The organism is Streptomyces sparsus (assembly GCF_054776295.1).
Genome location: NZ_BAAHCA010000032.1, coordinates 1 through 17758, shown reverse-complemented (window position 1 = coordinate 17758; position 17758 = coordinate 1). Strand labels below are relative to the sequence as shown.

General features: G+C 70.2%; 17 protein-coding genes and 1 pseudogene. 9 read left to right on the top strand and 9 right to left on the bottom strand.

Annotated elements, in window-relative coordinates; genetic code table 11:
* Positions 1–705 (bottom strand): copper homeostasis protein CutC, encoded by a 705-nt coding sequence (locus ACYVE9_RS04325; RefSeq protein ID WP_461026348.1) that lies wholly within the window; start codon positions 703–705, stop codon positions 1–3.
* 58 nt (positions 706–763) lie between these two features.
* Between ACYVE9_RS04325 and ACYVE9_RS04320 the strand changes: the two genes are divergently transcribed.
* The 5 genes from ACYVE9_RS04320 (at position 764) to ACYVE9_RS04300 (ending at position 7537) form a co-directional block, all read left to right on the top strand.
* Entirely contained in the window at positions 764–1423 is a 660-nt protein-coding gene (locus tag ACYVE9_RS04320; protein WP_461026347.1) for an HD domain-containing protein, read from the top strand.
* Between the two features lie 4 nt (positions 1424–1427).
* Complete coding sequence (locus tag ACYVE9_RS04315; protein ID WP_461026346.1) at positions 1428–1991, top strand: TIGR03086 family metal-binding protein; 564 nt, start codon at positions 1428–1430, stop codon at positions 1989–1991.
* A 111-nt stretch (positions 1992–2102) separates the two neighbouring features.
* A complete protein-coding gene (locus ACYVE9_RS04310; RefSeq protein WP_461026345.1) occupies positions 2103–2582 on the top strand; it encodes a VOC family protein in 480 nt (159 codons plus the stop codon).
* Positions 2583–2812: 230 nt separating this feature from the next.
* The gene (locus ACYVE9_RS04305; RefSeq protein WP_461026344.1) at positions 2813–4072 is read left to right on the top strand and encodes a Cmx/CmrA family chloramphenicol efflux MFS transporter; all 1260 of its coding nucleotides are present in this window, start codon (positions 2813–2815) and stop codon (positions 4070–4072) included.
* A gap of 288 nt (positions 4073–4360) precedes the next feature.
* Positions 4361–7537 carry an NACHT domain-containing protein gene (locus ACYVE9_RS04300; RefSeq protein ID WP_461026343.1) on the top strand — a complete coding sequence of 1059 codons (3177 nt, stop codon included), beginning with the start codon at positions 4361–4363 and terminating at the stop codon, positions 7535–7537.
* A gap of 453 nt (positions 7538–7990) precedes the next feature.
* On the opposite strand, the gene ACYVE9_RS04295 is transcribed toward ACYVE9_RS04300, so the two are convergent.
* The 3 genes from ACYVE9_RS04295 to ACYVE9_RS04285 all read right to left on the bottom strand — a co-directional run bounded on the left by ACYVE9_RS04295 (position 7991) and on the right by ACYVE9_RS04285 (position 9530).
* On the bottom strand, positions 7991–8668 hold the full coding sequence (locus ACYVE9_RS04295; protein ID WP_461026342.1) for a hypothetical protein: 678 nt from the start codon (positions 8666–8668) through the stop codon (positions 7991–7993).
* A gap of 236 nt (positions 8669–8904) precedes the next feature.
* Positions 8905–9171, bottom strand: a complete 267-nt coding sequence (locus tag ACYVE9_RS04290) for a DUF4031 domain-containing protein (RefSeq protein ID WP_461026341.1) — start codon at positions 9169–9171, stop codon at positions 8905–8907.
* The gene (locus tag ACYVE9_RS04285) at positions 9168–9530 is read right to left on the bottom strand and encodes a hypothetical protein (RefSeq protein ID WP_461026340.1); all 363 of its coding nucleotides are present in this window, start codon (positions 9528–9530) and stop codon (positions 9168–9170) included. The genes ACYVE9_RS04290 and ACYVE9_RS04285 overlap by 4 nt, the downstream gene beginning before the upstream one ends.
* 287 nt (positions 9531–9817) lie before the next feature.
* On the opposite strand from ACYVE9_RS04285, the gene ACYVE9_RS04280 reads away from it, so the two are divergent.
* Both ACYVE9_RS04280 and murQ read left to right on the top strand, forming a co-directional pair.
* Complete coding sequence (locus ACYVE9_RS04280) at positions 9818–10741, top strand: MurR/RpiR family transcriptional regulator (protein ID WP_461026350.1); 924 nt, start codon at positions 9818–9820, stop codon at positions 10739–10741.
* A gap of 108 nt (positions 10742–10849) precedes the next feature.
* Complete coding sequence (murQ, locus tag ACYVE9_RS04275; RefSeq protein WP_461026339.1) at positions 10850–11776, top strand: N-acetylmuramic acid 6-phosphate etherase; 927 nt, start codon at positions 10850–10852, stop codon at positions 11774–11776.
* Positions 11777–11802: 26 nt separating this feature from the next.
* On the opposite strand, the gene ACYVE9_RS04270 is transcribed toward murQ, so the two are convergent.
* The 4 genes from ACYVE9_RS04270 to ACYVE9_RS04255 all read right to left on the bottom strand — a co-directional run bounded on the left by ACYVE9_RS04270 (position 11803) and on the right by ACYVE9_RS04255 (position 14169).
* A complete protein-coding gene (locus ACYVE9_RS04270; protein ID WP_461026338.1) occupies positions 11803–12660 on the bottom strand; it encodes a MerR family transcriptional regulator in 858 nt (285 codons plus the stop codon).
* Between the two features lie 99 nt (positions 12661–12759).
* Positions 12760–13569, bottom strand: a complete 810-nt coding sequence (locus tag ACYVE9_RS04265; protein WP_461026337.1) for an alpha/beta fold hydrolase — start codon at positions 13567–13569, stop codon at positions 12760–12762.
* Positions 13570–13708: 139 nt separating this feature from the next.
* Positions 13709–13942, bottom strand: coding sequence for a DUF7848 domain-containing protein (locus ACYVE9_RS04260; protein WP_461026336.1), 234 nt, complete (start codon positions 13940–13942; stop codon positions 13709–13711).
* A complete protein-coding gene (locus ACYVE9_RS04255; RefSeq protein ID WP_461026335.1) occupies positions 13939–14169 on the bottom strand; it encodes a hypothetical protein in 231 nt (76 codons plus the stop codon). The genes ACYVE9_RS04260 and ACYVE9_RS04255 overlap by 4 nt, the downstream gene beginning before the upstream one ends.
* Before the next feature lie 121 nt (positions 14170–14290).
* Here ACYVE9_RS04255 and ACYVE9_RS04250 point away from each other — a divergent pair.
* Positions 14291–14878: pseudogene (locus ACYVE9_RS04250) on the top strand (helix-turn-helix domain-containing protein); the annotation flags it as partial.
* Positions 14879–14938: 60 nt separating this feature from the next.
* On the opposite strand, the gene ACYVE9_RS04245 reads toward ACYVE9_RS04250, so the two are convergent.
* Entirely contained in the window at positions 14939–15853 is a 915-nt protein-coding gene (locus tag ACYVE9_RS04245) for a transposase (RefSeq protein WP_461026349.1), read from the bottom strand.
* A gap of 854 nt (positions 15854–16707) precedes the next feature.
* On the opposite strand from ACYVE9_RS04245, the gene ACYVE9_RS04240 reads away from it, so the two are divergent.
* Entirely contained in the window at positions 16708–17574 is an 867-nt protein-coding gene (locus tag ACYVE9_RS04240; protein WP_461026334.1) for a UbiA family prenyltransferase, read from the top strand.
* Positions 17575–17758: the final 184 nt, after the last annotated feature.

The following is a 17758-nucleotide window of genomic DNA, read 5'->3' as shown; positions in this document are numbered from 1 at the left end:
TCAGCCGTCGAGTGCCGCGCGCCAGCGGCGTACCGCGTCGGGATCGACCGGGGCGTGCCACCCCTGCGGACGCGCGGCCCCACCGATGTGGAAGGCGTCGAGGCCCGCGGCGCGCAACCGCGGCAGGTGCTCCAGCCGCAGGCCGCCGCCGACGAGGATCTGCTGGCCGTAGCCGGGATCGCCGGCCGTCGTCCTGGCGCCCTCCGCCTCCAGCACCTCCAGCCCGTCCCGCACGCCGTCAGCGGAGCCGGCGGTGAGGTAGGTGTCCAGACCCGGCAGTTCGGCCAGCGACTTGCGCAGGCTCTCGCGGTCCGCCGCCCGGTCGATCGCCCGGTGGAACGTCCAGCGTGAGCCGTGGACGACCTCCAGCAGCGCGCCGACGGCGGTGAGGTCCGGCTGGCCCGTCGTCTCGTCCAGGAAGCCGAGTACGAACTCGTCCGCGCCCTCCGCCCGCAGCAGTTGGGCCTGCGCCCGCAGTGCCACGACGTCGGCGGCGTCGCCGGCCGCGAAACCGTCGCCGGCGCGCAGCATGACGCGGATCGGGATGGACACCGCGGTCCGCACCGCCGCGAAGGTCTCTCGGGAGGGGGTGAGCCCGTCAGCGGCGATATCGCTGACCAGCTCGAGGCGGTCCGCACCGCCCGCCTGAGCCGCGACCGCGTCCTCCGCGTCGAGCGCGATCACCTCAAGAATTGGTCTAGACATATAACAAAGAGTGCCACAGACACCGCGGCCCGGGAAGCTGCACTACACAATTGTTTTCATGACCCAGCCCCGGACCCCCGACACCGCCGCCCTGCTCGCCCGGTGGAACGCGTTGCTGATCCGGTCGCGTGCGGGCGCCGACGGCCCCGACCCCGAGCCCTACGGCACCGATCTGCTGACCCGCTGGGCCGAGCCGCAGCGCCGCTACCACACCACCTCCCACCTGGCCGCCGTGCTGGACCGCATCGACGAGCTGGGCGCCCACGCCGCCGACCCGGACACCGTGCTGCTCGCCGCCTGGTTCCACGACGCCGTGTACCGGCCCGACCGCAGCGAGAACGAGGAACGCAGCGCCGCGCTGGCCGAGCGCGCCCTGCCGGAGGCCGGTGTGCCGCCGTCCCGCACCGCCGAGGTCGCCCGCCTGGTCCGGCTGACCGCCTCCCACGACCCGGCGCCGGGCGACACCGACGGGGAGACGCTCTGCGACGCCGACCTCGCCGTGCTGGCCGGCGACCCGCAGGAGTACGCCGCCTACGCCTCCGCCGTGCGGGAGGAGTACGGGTTCCTGCCCGACGAGGTGTTCCTGCCGGGCCGGGCCGCGGTGCTGCGCGGGCTGCTGGAGATGCCCACGCTGTTCCGCACCCGGCACGGGCAGCGGCACTGGGAGCACCACGCCCGGCGAAATATCGCCACCGAGCTGGACTTGCTGTCAGCCTGAGGGCATGGAACTGCTCGAAGCCTTCGACCGGGCGTACGCGGAGTTCGACCGCCGGGTGCACGCCGTCCCCGCCGACCGCTGGACCGCCCCGACGCCCTGTGCCGACTGGACCGTGCGCGACCTGGTCAACCACCTGGTCGGCGAACACCTGTGGGCCCCGCTGCTGCTGCGCGGCGCGACCGTGGAGGAGGTCGGCGACCGGTTCGACGGGGACCTGCTGGGTGACGATCCCGTCGCCGCCTGGACGCGGGCCGGCGCCGAGTCGGTGCCCGCCTTCCACCGCCCCGGCGCGCTGGACCTGCCGGTGCACACCTCCGGCGGGCGCACCCCCGCGACCGAGTACGCCTGGCAGATGACCACCGACCTGACCGTGCACGCCTGGGACCTGGCCCGCGGCGCGGGGCTCGACGACCGCCTCCACCCGGAACTGGCCGCGACCGTGCTGGACCGCGCACGCCCGATGGCCGACGCCCTGCGCGGCTCGTCCCTGTTCGACGACCCCGTCCCCATGCCGGACGACGCACCCGCCCAGGACCACCTGCTGGGCGTGCTCGGCCGCCGACCGTGACGGAGTGCCCGCGGCCGCCGACCGTGACGGGCCGGTCGGTCCACCGATGAGTTCTCGGCGCGGGGCCCGTCGGTACGGGTGACAGCAGCACTCACCTTGCAGGAGGCAGTTATGGCATCCGACGGTTTCACCACGTGCCTGTGGTTCGACGGGCAGGCCGAGGAAGCGGCGAACCACTACGTCTCGATCTTCGAGAACAGCCGGCTCGGTGAGGTCGTGCGCGCCACCGACGCCGGGCCGGGCCCGGCCGGCTCCGTCGTCACCGTGGAGTTCGAGATCAACGGGCAGCGGTTCGTCGGGCTGAACGGCGGCCCGCAGTTCACCTTCAACGAGGCCGTCTCGTTCCAGATCCTCTGCGACGACCAGGCCGAGATCGACCGCTACTGGGAGAAGCTGACGCAGGGCGGCGCGGAGAGCGAGTGCGGCTGGCTGAAGGACAGGTTCGGCGTGTCCTGGCAGGTCGTCCCCCGACGGTTGACGGAGATGCTCCGCGACCCCGACCAGGAGAGGGCCAAGCGCGCCATCGCGGCGATGTTCACCATGCGGAAGCTGGACCTGCCCACCCTGGAGAAGGCGTACGCGGGAGAGTGACGCCCACCTGACCCGCCCGCTGCCCGGCCCCTTCCACGTCCACGCTGGGCCGCTGCCCGACGGCCCGCACCCGGCGGCCGTCGGGCACCGGGAGGGGGCCGTTGGACGTGGTGACGCGGGCGGGAATGCGGACGTGGTGGGCGGTGTTGCCTTCGTACGTGCCCCAAGATGCGTCAGCCGACCGCGCTGATCCCCGCGCCGCCGAGTCCGGCGCCCCCGTCCGCAGACGCATGCCGGCAGCCGTGTACGTGCTGGGGCTGTCCGTCTTCGCGCTCGGCACGAGCGAGTTCATGCTCTCCGGGCTGCTGCAACCGCTCGCCCGCGATCTGGGAGTCAGCATTCCGCAGGCGGGCCTGCTGGTCTCGGCCTTCGCCATCGGCATGGTCGTCGGGGCGCCGGTGCTCGCCGCCGCGACGCTGCGACTGCCGCGGCGCACGACGCTGATCACCCTGCTCGCCCTCTTCGGCCTGGGGCAGGTGGCCGGTGCGCTCGCCCCGAGCTACGGCGTGCTGTTCGTGTCGCGGGTGGTCAGCGCGCTGGCCTGCGCCGGCTTCTGGGCGGTCGGGGCAGCCGTCGCGGTGTCACTGGTACCGGTCAACGCCCGTGCCCGTGCGATGGCCGTCATGGTCGGCGGGCTCAGCGTCGCCAACATCGCCGGCGTGCCCGCCGGGGCGTTCCTGGGCCAGCACTTCGGCTGGCGTTCGGCCTTCTGGGCGGTGGCCGTGCTGTCCGCGATCGGCCTGGTCGGCGTGATCGCCGTCGTGCCGCGCACCCAGCCCCCGACGGGCGCCGACCGGCCGATGCTGCGCAAGGAGATACGCATCTACGCCGACCGCCAGGTGTGGGTGGCGCTGGTGGTCACCGCGCTCAACGGCGGCGCCGTCTTCGCGCTGTTCTCCTACCTGTCCCCCCTGCTGACCGAGACCGCCGGTCTCGGTGAGAGCTGGGTGCCGACGGTGCTCGGCCTGTTCGGTGTCGGTGCCCTCGTGGGGACGGTCGTAGGCGGCCGGGTGGCCGACGCGCACCTCTTCGGGACGATGTTCCTCGGCATCAGCGCGTCCGCCGCCGTGCTGGCGCTGCTCGCCCTGACCGCGCACCATCCCGTCGCCGCCGTCGGGCTGTCACTGCTGCTGGGCGTCACCGCCTTCTTCACCGCGCCCGCGCTCAACGCCCGCATGTTCAACGTCGCGGGCACCGCCCCCACCCTCGCCGGGGCCACCGTCACGGCCAGTTTCAACATCGGCAACACCGTCGGCCCCTGGCTGGGCGGCCTGGTCATCGGCGCCGGCTGGGGCTACCCGGCCGTAGCCTGGACGGGTGCCCTCCTGGCCGCCCTGGCCCTCGCCGGTACCGCGCTGGCCTCCCACTGGCACCGCACCACGACCGCCACCCCCGCCCGCATAGTGGAGGCGGCACCGGGCGTTCACCCCACCGGCACAGCGCACACGAGCACGGCGGCCGCCGGCACCCGGGCCGACCACCTGCCCTGACCGGCCGTTGCCCCGGGGGACGGGCGGCCGCCTGACCGGTCGAGGCGGGGCACGTCAAGGCCAGCTCGCCTTCACGTGCTCCCCCGAATGGACAGGTCTGCCCGCTACGGCATCGAGCGCGGGGCATCGCCCAGACCCCGGTGGCGCTTCGGCCGACGGCGACAGCCGTTGAAGCCGCCCGCAAGGAGTGCCGTGTCCCCGGCTGTGCCCGGTCACCGCGACCCCACGGAACAACTGGCGTCAAAATCACCCTCTGACAGGAGAGTTGCCTTCTCCTAGGCTGCCGTCATGGAGCCCGCTGCCTTCGGTGTCCGCCTGGGAGCGGCCGTTGTCGTACCGCTCGTCCGCAAACTCTTCGTCCAGGACGGGTCGGGTGCCGGGTTGGTGGACAGGCCGATACGGGTGTCCAGACTCGTCTCGTTCACGGGTGAGAAGCGCAGCCTCACCGAGGCGGACATGCTCAAGATCGCCACGGAACTCGTCCAGCGCGCGGTGCACGCCAGCGGACCAGCCGAGCCGCCCGTGCCCACGGAGGAGCAGCAACTCGTGGCCGAGTCCCTGGCGACCTCTCTGCACGCGCTGGGCACGCTGGACATGGACGACGTACAAGCCGTGCACCTCGGCCCCGAGCGGCTGGCTCGGACACTGCGCGAACGGGCCGACAGTACGATGCAGCTCTCCGCCGACGGGCTGCACCTGCATGACGCCCTGCTGCATGTGGCGTGCGTCCACGTCCTGCACTTCTTCACTCAGCGATCCACGTTCGTCGCCCGTACCCTGGTCTCCCAGAGTCGGCAGCTCGGTGACCTGGAGGCGAAGACAGATCTGCTGATCGAACGCAGTGCGGCGGTACCTGCCGAGGACGCCCGCTTCGAGTCGCGTTACGCAGGGCACATCGAGCAGAAGCACAGCCTGCTCACCATCTATGGCGTGGACCTCAGCGACGACCAGGAATGGCCGCTGGACACCGCCTATCTCAGCCTGGAAACCGTCGTCGGGGAAGAGTCCGCCCAGACATCGGCCGCCCTCAGCCGGCAGACGCCGATCACCCAGCCGGCCGACCGCGCACTGACCGGAAACGATCGCGTACTGCTACGTGGTGTCGCTGGCTCCGGCAAGACCACCCTCGTGCAGTGGCTGGCGGTCACGACCGCACGGCAGGACGCCGACCGGACACCCGCGCCCCTGGTGGGCCGGGTCCCGTTTGTCCTGCCGTTGCGCACACTGACCCGGCACGGTGAGCGCCTGCCCGCGCCTGAGGGGTTCCTGGCAGCCGTGGGCTGTCCTCTGGCGGGAACAGCACCGACCGGCTGGGCCGACCGTGTGTTGTCAGCCGGCCGAGGGCTCCTGCTGGTGGACGGCATCGACGAGGTACCCGCTCAGGAACGGGAACACGCCCGGCGCTGGCTCCGCGAGTTGCTCGCCGCGTTCCCGGGCAATCCGTGCCTGGTGACCGCCCGCCCCGCTGCGGTCCGGGAGAACTGGCTGGCGTCTGCGGGCTTCACCGAACTCACCCTTGCACGGATGAGCCCGCAGAACGTCTCGGAGTTCCTGCACCGCTGGCACCGCGCTGCCGACACGGACGCTGAGCTGGAACGGTCACTGCGAGACGCCATCCGCACGAAGGCGGACCTCGGCAGGCTGGCCACCAACCCGTTGATGTGCGCACTCATCTGCGCGCTGCACCGAGACCGACGGGGGTTTCTGCCTCGCGGACGGAAAGCCCTCTTCGACGCCGCGCTCTCGATGCTGTTGGAACGTCGCGACCGGGAAAGAGACATGGGCTGCCCCACCGGCATCGACGTGGACGCGGACTCGCAGGCGCAGCTTCTCCAAAAACTCGCCTACTGGTTGATTCGCAACGGCCGTTCCGAGCTGGACCGCAGCATCGCCTGCGACCTGCTGGCACGGCTGTTGCCGTCCATGCCCCAAGTCGCCGAGCAGGGAACCCCTGAGCAGGTCTACACCCACCTGCTCAACCGCTCCGGCCTGCTTCGTGAACCGACCCCTGACACCGTCCAGTTCGTGCACCGCACCTTTCAGGATTACCTCGGTGCCCGAGAGGCGGTCGAGGAGCGCGACTTCGACCTGTTGATCGGCAACGCGCACCTCGACCAGTGGGAGGACGTGGTCCGCATGGCTGTGGCGCACGCCCGCCCCGACGAGCGGGCCGTGCTGTTGAACGGTCTGGTGGAGAGAGGTGACCAGGAGGAGCCGATGCGGACCCGACTGCACCTGGTGGCAATGGCCTGCCTGGAAAACGCCACCCAGCTCGCGCCGACGGTGCGCGAGCGGGTGCAGAACCGCGCTGAGGCGCTGATTCCCCCCGTCAGCATCGTCGAAGGCAAGGCACTCGCAGCAGTCGGACCGGTGGTCCTGGAACTGCTGCCCGGCCCGGCAGGCCTGGACGAAGACGAGGCAACCGCCGTCGTGCACACTGCCGCGCAGATCGGCGGGGAGGCGGCGCTGCCCCTGCTCAAGCAGTACCGGGACCACCCCAGCGGCAGCGTGAAACACCAGCTCGCAGGCCATTGGGACCGCTTCGACACCGTCGCCTACGCCGACGAGATCGTCACGCATGTGGTCGGTAGGCCGAATGTACTGATCGTCGTGCGGTCACGCCAGGAACTCGCGACACTGGGCCGGCTCGGTGGACACGGAGACGTCACGCTGAGGGGGGACTTCACCGCAGAGGAGATCAGGGCTGCGCTCTCCCCGGAGCACCTGGTCAGACTGTCGCTTGATCGGAACGAGCGGACCATCGATCTCCGATTGCTCGCCCACTTCCCACTCTTGGAAGAGGTGGATCTGCGGGGTCCCTGGAGTGCCGAGGCCATGTCGCCGCTGGCGGAAATCCGTCTGCGTACGCTCTGGTTGTGGGATCTGGAGGGTCTGGAAAGTGCGGAATGGCTGAGCCGGTGCACGGAGCTGCACGAACTGGGGCTCCGGGGCGGCACCCCGTGGCCCGGGTTCTCCTCCCTGCCGGCGTGCGCCCCGTTGAAGCGCCTGCACCTCCCGAACCAGGTGCATGATCTGCCAGGAATCGTCGAGTGGCCGGGGATCGAGTACCTGAATCTGTTCGACCTGCGGACCCCGTTGACGAACGACGACTGGAGCGGTCTCGCAAACCTGCCGAAACTGCACACTCTCGTGGTCTCGGCTCGAGATCTGCACGGCTCGAGCAACCGCAGGTTGTCGCTCGCCCCCGTCACCGATCTGTTCGTCATCTTTCACGAGCCTGTGGCCGGAAGCGCCTCCCAAGCGCTGGCGGAGATCGTGCGACGATTCCCCTCACTCGTCCATGTGCAGCTCAGCCTCGTCCCCGCCGACCTCGACCTGGCCCCGCTGGGAGAACTGCCCAATCTCCAGCGCGTCTCCGTGGTCCAGACGGAGGGACGTCCCCGGACCGACCGCCTCCCGAGTAGCGTTCAGCTCACCATCCGACCACGTCGGCGGCGAGCTTGAGTGGGTCGCCGCAGGGGCGACCCGGTCAGTCGCGGAAATCCAGCGGCTCGCCGACGTGTGCAGCTGACCTCGCGCCGGCCCTGAGGGCAAAGTCCGTCGCCCAGCAGGTCCTGGCGAGGCAGGCTGGGTCCGAGAGGGGGCCGAGCCCCAGAAGCGGTGGAGCCAGTGCTCCCTCGGCGAATCCGGGCCGGGGGCAAGCCCGGTCCGCTCGTGCCGGACGAGGTGGGCGTTCCCACCTCGGCGACCGCAGGTGCGCGGTCGGCCTCGGCGCGATCATCGATACGGTGCACCCACTACGACTCAGGCAAGACGGTCAGAAGCCCCGAAAAGCTCGTCACCTCGCGTGAGGCCCGACGCCAGGCCGTTGCCCCGGGGGACGGGCCGGAGGCACCACGCGGTGCGTGGTGCCTCCGGTGCGCTCACAGCAGGCGTGCTGGGCGCGTGATTCGGGGGTCAGGCGCGCTCGAGGTACCTGCCACCGAGGTTGTTGCACTGGTACGCGTTGTACGTGGTGGCGCGGTATCCCGGCGGGACGGGCGAGGTGGGGCACACCCAGAGGCCGGCGCGGACGGTCTTGTGCAGCCAGGAACCGATGCCGCCGCACCCGTACTTGTCATGGCCGGTCACCACGTACCCGGGCACGATCGGTGAGCCGGCGCAGGTCCAGAGGCCGTCCTTCGCGAGCTTGTGGTACCAGGAGCCGATGCCGCCGCACCCGTACTTGTCGTGGCCGGTGATGACGTAGCCGGGCACGATCGGCGACCCCGAACAGGTCCACATGCCGTCACGGGCGAGCTTGTGGTACCAGGAACCGATACCGCTGCACCCGTACTTGTCGTGGCCGGTGATGACGTAGCCGGGCACGATCGGTGAGCCCGAGCAGGTCCAGATGCCGTCACGGACGGGCTGCTGGTACCAGGATCCCCTGCCGTTGCAGCCGTTGCGGTCGTGCTGGGTGATGACGTACCCGGCGGGTACCGGTTCCCCGGAGCAGCTCCAACCGCTTGCTGCGGCCTTCGTGGCGCCGGTCTCGGCGGCGCTCGCCGCGGTGGCTGTCGTGCCGGTGAGGACGGCCGCGAGCATCACGACCACTCCGAACGCCGCGGCGAGCCGGGCTCGGAGGACTGCCATCGTCGTACGCATCCGCAGTGGTAATTGGCTGTTCAATTCACACCCACTTCTCTGGACAGGTTCGTGTTCCGCCTCGACGGCTGAGAGCACCTGACGGTGGATCGGGAGGGACCTTACTCGGCTCCGATGACCATCAGCACGGATGTGCGAGAACCAGTGGCCACGTTTGTCTTAAAACAAGCCACCGAGGCCTGCGGCGCTCTCCCGGGGCCCGCACACACCGTCGCGACGGGTGTTCAGGCGGGGCGTCCCTTGGGGCGGCGGAGGCCGGCGGCGGTGAGGCGGCGCACGAGTTCCTTGCTGCCGACCTCGACCGCTCCGAGCCGTACGGCGTCGGCGTAGCGGGTGGACGGCAGGTCGTAGTGGTCGCGGTCGAAGGCCCTGCGGGGCGCGCCGAGGCGGGCGGCGAAGGCGTGCAGTTCCTCGAACGAGACGTCGCTGACCAGGTGCGACCACATCCGGCCGTGGCCCGGCCAGATCGGCGGGTCGATGTACAGCGTCACGCCGACGTGCCCAGGCTGCCGACGGGCGCCACCGCCGTGGCGGTCGGCGTGCACACCCAGTGCGGGTCCTCGCCGAGTTCCGGCTCCACGTCGAGTGCGTGCGGGCCGCCGTCGGCGGTGTCGCCGCACAGCGGGCAGAGCGGCCAGCGTCCGTACCGGTCCAGCAGCGCGTCCTGGACGTCCTGCGCGACCAGGCCGGTGACGTAGGCGGCACCCGGCGGCCACTGCTCGACCCACCACCGCCGGTGGACCACCGCGTCCTCCACCAGGGACACCGTGTCGGGCTCGGCGACGTCCCCGGCTGCCAGGTCGGCGAGGACCAGCGCGCGAGCGGTGTGCAGTGCCTGTTCCAACTCCATGCCCCCATTGCACCAGAGCCACCGCCCCGCCCGGCCCGCGGTCCTGGTGAGCCCGCGGCCCATCGGGGCCGTCCGTCCTGGTGAGCGGTGGTAGCACCGGCCCAACGGCCCTACCCGCCGGTTCGGTTCTCCCCCGCCCGGCGACCCGACTCCCTGCGGGCCGGCGCCACCTTGACGCGACCGGGTGCTGAAAATATCTTCCGGGAGGTGAGGACCCGATGAAGAGAACTTTCACCCGCCAGGCACTCGGTTCGGGGCGCAGCACCCTCCCCGGTCCGCGACCGCCGATGCCGGACGTGCCGCTCGCGCCCGGCGGGTCCCCGACGCCTCCGCCGGGGCCGGGCGCGCTGGCCGCGAAGGTGCGCACGCTGGCACCGTCCATGACGCGTTCCATGCACCGGGTCGCGGAGGCCGTGGCCGCCGACCCGGCGGGTTGCGCGGCGCTCACCGTGACGGGACTGGCGCAGCGCACCGGTACCAGTGAGGCCACCGTCGTCCGCACCTCGCGGTTGCTCGGGTACTCCGGGTACCGCGGTCTGCGGCTTGCCCTCGCCGGGCTGGCCGCGCACCAGGCGTCCGGGGCGGCGCCCGCCGTCACCGCGGACATCGACGCGGACGACCCGATGAGCGAGGTCATCACCAAGCTCGCGCAGGACGAGCGGCAGACCCTCGCCGACACCGCCGCCGGTATGGACCCGGCGCAGGTGGAGGCGGCGGTGGTGGCACTGGCCGCGGCCCGCCGCACGGACGTGTACGGGGTGGGCGCGTCGGCGCTCGTCGGGCAGGACCTGGCGCAGAAGCTGCTGCGCATCGGGCGCGTCGCGCACGCGCACAGCGATCCGCACCTGGCCGTCACCAACGCCGTGCAGCTCGGGCCCGGGGACGTGGCGGTGGCGTTCACGCACTCGGGCCGTACCGAGGACGTCATCGAGCCGCTGCGGGTGGCCTTCGACCGGGGGGCGACGACGGTGGCGGTGACGGGCCGTACGGACGGCGAGATAGCGCAGTACGCCGACCACCTGCTGCTGACGTCCGCCGCCCGGGAGAGTGAGCTGCGCCCGGCGGCCATGTCGAGTCGGACCAGTCAACTGCTGGTGGTGGACTGCCTGTTCGTCGGTGTCGCGCAGCGCACCTACGACTGTGCCGCGCCCGCGCTGGCCGCTTCCTACGAGGCGCTCGCCCACCGCCGCCACGCCCCCCGCACCCGCTGACGCACACCCGCACCCGGGTCCGCCTCACCTGCCCCGCCCGGGCGGCGTGCGAGGCTACCGGCGTGGCAGCGTCCCCTTCCCCGGCACGGAAAAGAGCCCGCACCGCACATGACCGACCATGACGAACTGCGCGACCGGCTCGGCCGGCTGAGCACCGAGGCGCATCGACCCGAACTGGCGGAACTGGACCGGCTGCCGACGCTGGAGATCGCGGCCCTGATGAACGGCGAGGACGCCACCGTCCCGGCCGCGGTGGCCGCCCGGCTGCCGCAGATCGCCGCCGCCATCGACGCGACCGCCGACCGGATGGCCCGCGGCGGGCGGCTCGTCTACGCGGGCGCGGGGACCGCCGGGCGGCTCGGGGTGCTGGACGCCAGCGAGTGCCCGCCGACGTTCAACACCGACCCGTCGCAGGTGGTCGGGCTCATCGCGGGCGGCCCGGAGGCGCTGGTGACCGCCGTCGAAGGGGCCGAGGACCGCCCCGACCTCGCCCAATCCGACCTGGACGCACTGGAGTTGACCGCCGACGACACGGTGGTGGGCATCTCCGCCTCCGGCCGCACGCCCTACGCGGTCGGCGCCGTCCGGCACGCCCGCGCCCGGGGCGCGCTCACCATCGGTCTGTCCCACAACGCCGGTTCACCGCTCGCCGCAGCAGCCGAGCACGGCATCGAGATCGTCACCGGCCCCGAACTGCTCACGGGCTCCACGCGGTTGAAGGCCGGGACGGCGCAGAAGCTGGTCCTGAACATGCTGTCCACGGTGACCATGATCCGACTGGGCAAGACCTACGGCAATCTGATGGTGGACGTGCGCGCGTCCAACGAGAAGCTGCGGGCCCGCTCCCGGCGCATCGTCGCGCTGGCCACCGGGGCGGCGGACGAGGCCGTCGACGCCGCGTTGCGGGAGACCGGCGGTGAGGTGAAGAACGCCGTGCTGCTCCTGCTGGGCGACGTGGACGCGGCGACTGCCGCCCGCCTGCTCGACGAGTCCGGCGGCCGCCTCCGCGAGGCCCTGGACGCCGCCCGGGGGTGACCCGGGCGACTCGGGCCGGGGCACGCTCAGACCCGGGTGACGGGCTCCTGGATCTCCGTCACCCAGTGTTCCGGGCCGCCCTCGCACGAGAGATACAGCTCCCGCGAACTGCCGGACGACCGGTAGCCGTTGCCGTCCACCCAGCGCGACAGGGCCTGGACGGTGGGCATGACGTCCGCCATCGGCCCGTGGTGCACCACGGTTGCGGCCTGTTCGACGGCGGGCAGCTCCACCACCTCGAAGTCGTACTCGGCCCCCTCGGGCACGTCCACGGGCGCGGCGGCGTGCACCACCACGGATCCGTCGTCGGACCGTTGGTCACCGCCTGCCGGGTCGCCTCCCTGGGCCGTGTGTGTGTAGTAGGCGATCGTCGGGCCGGTGATCCGGGCCCCCGCCGCGTCCAGGCGACGGCACAGCTCCTCGAACAGCGGACCGACGACGGGTCCGATCGACTCCGGGGTGAAGTCCGCTGCGGTGGAGCGCAGTTCGGCTACGCGGACGGCCGGGAGCGGCTTGACGACGATGTCGCGGATGTCCATGCGACCCTCACTCTCGATGGTTCGGAGACGCACCTCGACCTGGGAGAGCCGTGCCGCACTCGCCACCAGCTCCGCTTGCAGCTCCGCCCGCCGCAACCGGAGCATGCCGCGCAGCTCCTCGGCGCCCACCTGCTCGTCCAGTACCTCCCGGACCTGCTGGAGGGTGAATCCCAGCTCCTTCAGGGCGATGATCCGGTTCAGCCGGGCGAGCTGGTCGGCGGTGTAGAAGCGGTACCCGCTCGACGGGTCGGTGCGGGCCGGGCGCAGCAGCCCGACGGCGTCGTAGTGGCGCAGCATGCGAATCGACACGCTGCCGGTCCTGGCGAAGTCTCCGATGCTCAACATGACGCCTCCCAGTGCACGGCCTCACACCATGTCAGGGTCAAGCGCCCGTTGCCCGCCGCCCGCCGCCCGGCGGCCTCGGACGTGCCTCCGCCGCGCCGCTCAGGTGAGGGCTCGTGGCAGGGTGATCTGTGTGTACGTCTCGGGCTGGAGGAACTGCGGTCCGTGCCCGGCCCCAGCGTAGGTGTGCCGTTCCGCCTGCGGAAGGAACGCCTCGATGACGTCCAGGACCGGGCCGAAGATCGGCGGACTGTTGTCGCTGACGGTGAGCAGCACGGGGTGGGCGAAGGCGTGCAGCGCGGGCAGGTCGAGGGTAAGGGCGTCGGGGTCGTGAAGCTCGTCGAGGTAGCTCTGCGCGTTGCGGACGAACGTGTCCCGCATCGGTTCGGGCACCCGGTCCCACTGCCCGGGCCCGTACGCCACCGTCTCCACGAAGAGGCGGGCCCCCGCCTCCGACTCGCCGGCCTCCAGCAGCTCCCGCACCGGCGCCAGGTGAGCGAGGAACTCCTCCGCCTCCGCCCGGTGGGCAGGGTCGTCCACCAGGAGGCGGGCGCCGGGCGGCTCGTGCACGGCCAGCCCGCGCACCAGGTCCGGGTGGGCGGCGGCCAGCCGCAGGCTGATCAGCGAGCCGTAGGAGTTGCCGCAGACGAAGACCGGCGCCAGGTCGAGGTGGCGGATCAGTTCGGCCAGGTCCTCCACGTCCTGGTGCACCGAGCCCTGCGCGGGCGGCTCCGCCGGCTCGCTGCGGCTGTGCCCGCGCCGGTCGTAGACCGTCACCGCGCAGCGCTCGGCCAGCAGCGGCACCACACTCCGCCAGCTGTCGGAGTCGGTCCACGAGCCGTGCACCAGCACCACGGAGGGTCCGTCCCCCTCGGTGCGGTGGTACAGCGGCGTACCGTTCAGTTCCGTCACGGGCACGGCGGCCTCCCAGCCGGTCACGGCGGCGTCTGTCCGCCCTCCAGCATCCCCGTCGGGCACGCGTCGCGCGACCGGACGGCGGATACCCGGGTGACACCACTCGGGTGCCCGCCGGTCCGGCCCCGTCGGTCCACTACCCGGCCCAGGCCCGCCACGGGCGGGTGATCACCTCCCGGTAGGTGTGGTGCGACGGGTTGCGTCCGGCGTGGCTGAACGTCCACTGCTGCACCTCGGCGAAGTCCACCCGCACGTCGGACCGGGCTCCGCAGACGGCGCACTCCATGGCGAAGGTGAGCGGCTCCGCGTCCGGCTCCCGGTCCGGCGCCAGGTGCCAGCGCTCGAAGCGCAGTACGGCTCGCAGGCTCACGGCATCCTGCTCTCACGGTTCAGTCGGGCCACCCGCACCCGCAGCTCCTCGCTGGCGAGCGCGCACCGCAACGCGTCGGGCGGGCAGTCCCACTCCCGCCCGCCACCCGGCGGCCGGAGCTGCACGAACGGTCCCTCGTGCCCCATCACCCGACCCATTCGGCCACTGCGGGTGTCCACGGCATGCGTGCCGACGGGGAACTCAGTGGGGGAATTCTTCCTGTTCATGGCGCAAAGCCTGCTTACGCCTCGCTACGGTCGGTAGTAACCAGGTGGATACGGGCACACGCTGTACCCCCTGTGGTCCCGGGAAGGTGAGGGCGTGACAGGCGAGACCAACCAGCATCCGATGGCTTGGCGGTACTGCGGCAACCAGTTGAAGCGCTGGCGAGAGCTGGCAGGCGTGTCCAGGGAGTCGCTGGCGAGCGAGGCCGGCTACGGCTACGACGCCATCAAGGCCATGGAACGCGGCGTCCGTAGGCCGCAGTTGAGCGTGCTGCGAGTGGCGGACGAACTGTGCGGCGCACGAGGGCTCCTGATTGCGGCTGTGGACTATCTGAAGCCGGAGAAGTTCCCGACGTACTCCTACGACTTCATGCAGGCGGAGAACGACGCGATTGCTCACAGCTCGTTCGAGAACGAGTTCATCCCCGGCTTGTTGCAGACCGAGGAGACCGCACGGGCTCTGCTCAGCAGTCACTGTCCGCCCCTGGACGACGAGACCATCGTGGAACGTGTCGCCGCTCGACTGGAGCGGCAGATGCTGCTGGCCAGGCAGACGAGGGCCTTCAGCTTCGTCATCGCGGAGACCGCTCTGCGCAACAGCATGGTGGACCGCCCCGCGCACCTGAAGCAGCTCAGGCACTTGCTCAAGACGGGCGAGCAGCGCAACGTGACCATCCAGGTGATGCCCACAGACTGCGGTTACCACCCTGGCCGTCTAACGAGTTGGTGCGTGATAGCGGGTGTGGCGTCTTTGGCCTGCTCGGGGCTCTTTTCAGATGTTGGTGGTGCGGTCGGAGACAAGGCCGGCGATGGCTCGGTAGGTGTCGGGCAGGCGGTCGCGGCGGTGGGTCCAGCGGGTCAGTTGCTTCCAGCGTTTGTGGTCGGCGAGGGCATGTTCGACTGTGATGCGGTCGGACGAGTGGCCGTGGCGGTCGCGTTCCCACTGCTCGACTCTGCCGGGCAGTGCTCCGGGCCGCGGCTTTCTCGGCGGGGTGATCGCCTGGGCTGGATGATCACGTCTCAGACCGAGGTAACCGTCGTCCAGGAGGACCTCTACCTCGGGGAACTGCTGGAAGCAGACGGCGATGCCCTCGTTGCGGGGGGCGGTAGTGTCGTGCATGCGTCCAGGCCGCAGCGCATCGGCCCATAGTGTGCGGCCACGCCAGTCGGCGATGACGGTGGCTTTCATGGTGTTCTGCTTCTTCTTCCCGGAGACGAGCGCGCGTCGCCCACCGCGGCCGGCCGGTGGTCTGCGGACGTGGATCTCGGTGGCGTCCAGGCGCAGCTCGATGCCTTCGGTCTGGGCGTAGGCGAACACGTCCGGCAGCGTGCGCAACCGCAGGCCGGGGCGGTCGGGGACCGCGCACCCCCGCTCGGCCAGGAGCGGTCGTATCTCTGCGATCGCGCGGGTGATGGTGGAGCGGTCGACGCCGAACAGCAGGCCGAGCACTGCGTGCGGCAGGTCGTGGCGCAGATGGATCAGCGTGGCCACCGCCCGGTCGACGAACACCAACTGGTGACGGGCGCCGGCACCGGCAGCCCGCTTGCGGATTCCTCCCCGCGCAGCATGACGGCGGCCCTCAAGGCCGGACTGCCACGGCACCGCCAACTCCTCGATCAGGCAAGCGAGATGACGCCGAGAGATCCCCGTGAACAGCCGATGCGCCAGTACCGCCCGATTGACCATGATCGCCACAGCCCGATCATGCCACCAGCCAGGCACGACGCCTCACCCGCTATCACGCACCAACTCGTTAGCCTCGATCTTTCGTGACGGTCCGCCGACGGAGTCGGTGGACCGTTTCGCTTTCTGGGACTGATGGCGGGCAGGCTGAGGAGCCGTGTGTCGTCTCGGGTGGACGCCGGGTTCCACTACTCCGGTCTGTACTGGCTCCCTCGTAGAGGTGAGAAGCTTGCTGGTCGGCCGGGGTTCGGCAGGAGTGCCTGCTCTTCCCCGGAGCCCGGCAGGCCGTCCGGATCAAGCACCGTCGCACCGACCGCAAGACCGGCATCAGGACCGTTCACGCCGTCACCAGGCTCACCGCTGAGCAAGCCCACCCCGCTCAGCCGGCGACCCTGATCCGTGATCACTGGCAGATCGAAGTCCTGCACCGCATCGGACACCACGTCCGCCGAAGACGCCCCACAGCTGCGAACCGGCAACGCAATCCTAGTGATGGCCACTTGGCGCAACCTCGCCATCGGCGCCCTGCGGCTGGCCGGTGCGACCAACATCGCCGCAGCTCTGCGACACAACACCCGCAACACGGACCGCCCGCCCTGCTCGGCTTCAAGTGATCACGTAACGGACGCCCGCCGACTACGCCGAAACCCTGACCCGACCGCGCTCCGGTACGACAAATACAAGTCGGAATCCTCATTCAACGCGTTCACGTATCAGCAGTTCGGTGTCGGTTCACTTCCACCCTCGGCAATGGCTCACTAGGGAGGGGATCTGAGCCCCCAACCCCGCTGGTTTGCCCGCCGCCTCACCCTCGGTCCTAAAAGGGGCGACCTTCAGCCGAAGGAAAGGACTGCGCCATGAGCGCCTACGGCCTTTCGGCCGGGCTCACTTTGTTGCGAGCTTCCGCATTCGAAGTACTGCTGGCCTGGCGGCACATGCAGATCGACCTTCCCCCGACTCTGGTGGCCGCAACGGTGTTCACCCTGGCAGCCTGGCGTGAAAGCGGTAGCGGCAGCCTATTGCTGACGCTCTCGGCCAGTACCGCCTACCTGCTGTGTTACTGCTACATTCATTCCTTGGCCAATCAGGTCCACGGCGCTAGAGAAGACGCCCTAAACAAGCCCTTCCGCCCAATCCCCTCAGGTATGACCACGGTCGAGCGGACTCGCCGCCGTTTCGTCGTGGTAGCCATTCTGTATCTCCTGCTGGGTTGGTCGCTTGGGCTGCTGCCGTGGACGCTGCTGTGGCTCGCTGTGGTCGTCGCCTACAACTTCGCCGGGTGGGACCGTTACTGGTGGATCAAAAACGAGTATCCTCCCACTGGCTACCTGGTACAGTCAGTGGCAGCCTGGCAGATAGGCGGAACACTAACTGCACACGCCTGGACATGGATAATTCTGGGCGTCTGCTACTGGCAGTTGGTGTTTATTCAAGATCTGCGTGATGTGGCTGGAGACCGTGCCATGGCACGGGCTACCTTGCCAGTATTGATCGGCGATACAGCAGTGCGAATCCTAGGCTGCCTGGGACTCACGCTGTTCACTTTCGTGACCTGGTGGATCACCACCTCGCAGATTTCCAGCATATGGTTAATCCTCTTCACGACATGTTGCGCCATTGTCGTAGTTCGACTGGCCGCTTGTCGATGTCCGCAGGCCGACAACATCACCTACCAGCTCTACGCAGCTTTCTCCATCATTCTAGGAGCTGGCTCACTGTTATGACCGCGAAATTGGGCAGTATAAATCGACGGCGGGCCGACCACGGCCTGGCCGCAGACATACCGGGATCTTGAAATTCGAAGATGCCGATCATGATGAGCATGCCGGATACATGGTCCGTTTTCCCTGTTTAGAGCTCGTAACACGCTCTTGTGAACTTGCCCTGGTTGGGCGTGACCGGTGTGGG

Coding starts and splice junctions, on each gene's coding strand:
- ACYVE9_RS04325 (WP_461026348.1), bottom strand. CDS start 705: ATGTCTAGACCAATTCTTGAGGTGATCGCGCTCGACGCGGAGGACGCG.
- ACYVE9_RS04320 (WP_461026347.1), top strand. CDS start 764: ATGACCCAGCCCCGGACCCCCGACACCGCCGCCCTGCTCGCCCGGTGG.
- ACYVE9_RS04315 (WP_461026346.1), top strand. CDS start 1,428: ATGGAACTGCTCGAAGCCTTCGACCGGGCGTACGCGGAGTTCGACCGC.
- ACYVE9_RS04310 (WP_461026345.1), top strand. CDS start 2,103: ATGGCATCCGACGGTTTCACCACGTGCCTGTGGTTCGACGGGCAGGCC.
- ACYVE9_RS04305 (WP_461026344.1), top strand. CDS start 2,813: ATGCCGGCAGCCGTGTACGTGCTGGGGCTGTCCGTCTTCGCGCTCGGC.
- ACYVE9_RS04300 (WP_461026343.1), top strand. CDS start 4,361: ATGGAGCCCGCTGCCTTCGGTGTCCGCCTGGGAGCGGCCGTTGTCGTA.
- ACYVE9_RS04295 (WP_461026342.1), bottom strand. CDS start 8,668: ATGGCAGTCCTCCGAGCCCGGCTCGCCGCGGCGTTCGGAGTGGTCGTG.
- ACYVE9_RS04285 (WP_461026340.1), bottom strand. CDS start 9,530: ATGGAGTTGGAACAGGCACTGCACACCGCTCGCGCGCTGGTCCTCGCC.
- ACYVE9_RS04280 (WP_461026350.1), top strand. CDS start 9,818: ATGCCGGACGTGCCGCTCGCGCCCGGCGGGTCCCCGACGCCTCCGCCG.
- murQ (WP_461026339.1), top strand. CDS start 10,850: ATGACCGACCATGACGAACTGCGCGACCGGCTCGGCCGGCTGAGCACC.
- ACYVE9_RS04270 (WP_461026338.1), bottom strand. CDS start 12,660: ATGTTGAGCATCGGAGACTTCGCCAGGACCGGCAGCGTGTCGATTCGC.
- ACYVE9_RS04255 (WP_461026335.1), bottom strand. CDS start 14,169: ATGAACAGGAAGAATTCCCCCACTGAGTTCCCCGTCGGCACGCATGCC.
- ACYVE9_RS04245 (WP_461026349.1), bottom strand. CDS start 15,853: ATGGTCAATCGGGCGGTACTGGCGCATCGGCTGTTCACGGGGATCTCT.
- ACYVE9_RS04240 (WP_461026334.1), top strand. CDS start 16,708: ATGAGCGCCTACGGCCTTTCGGCCGGGCTCACTTTGTTGCGAGCTTCC.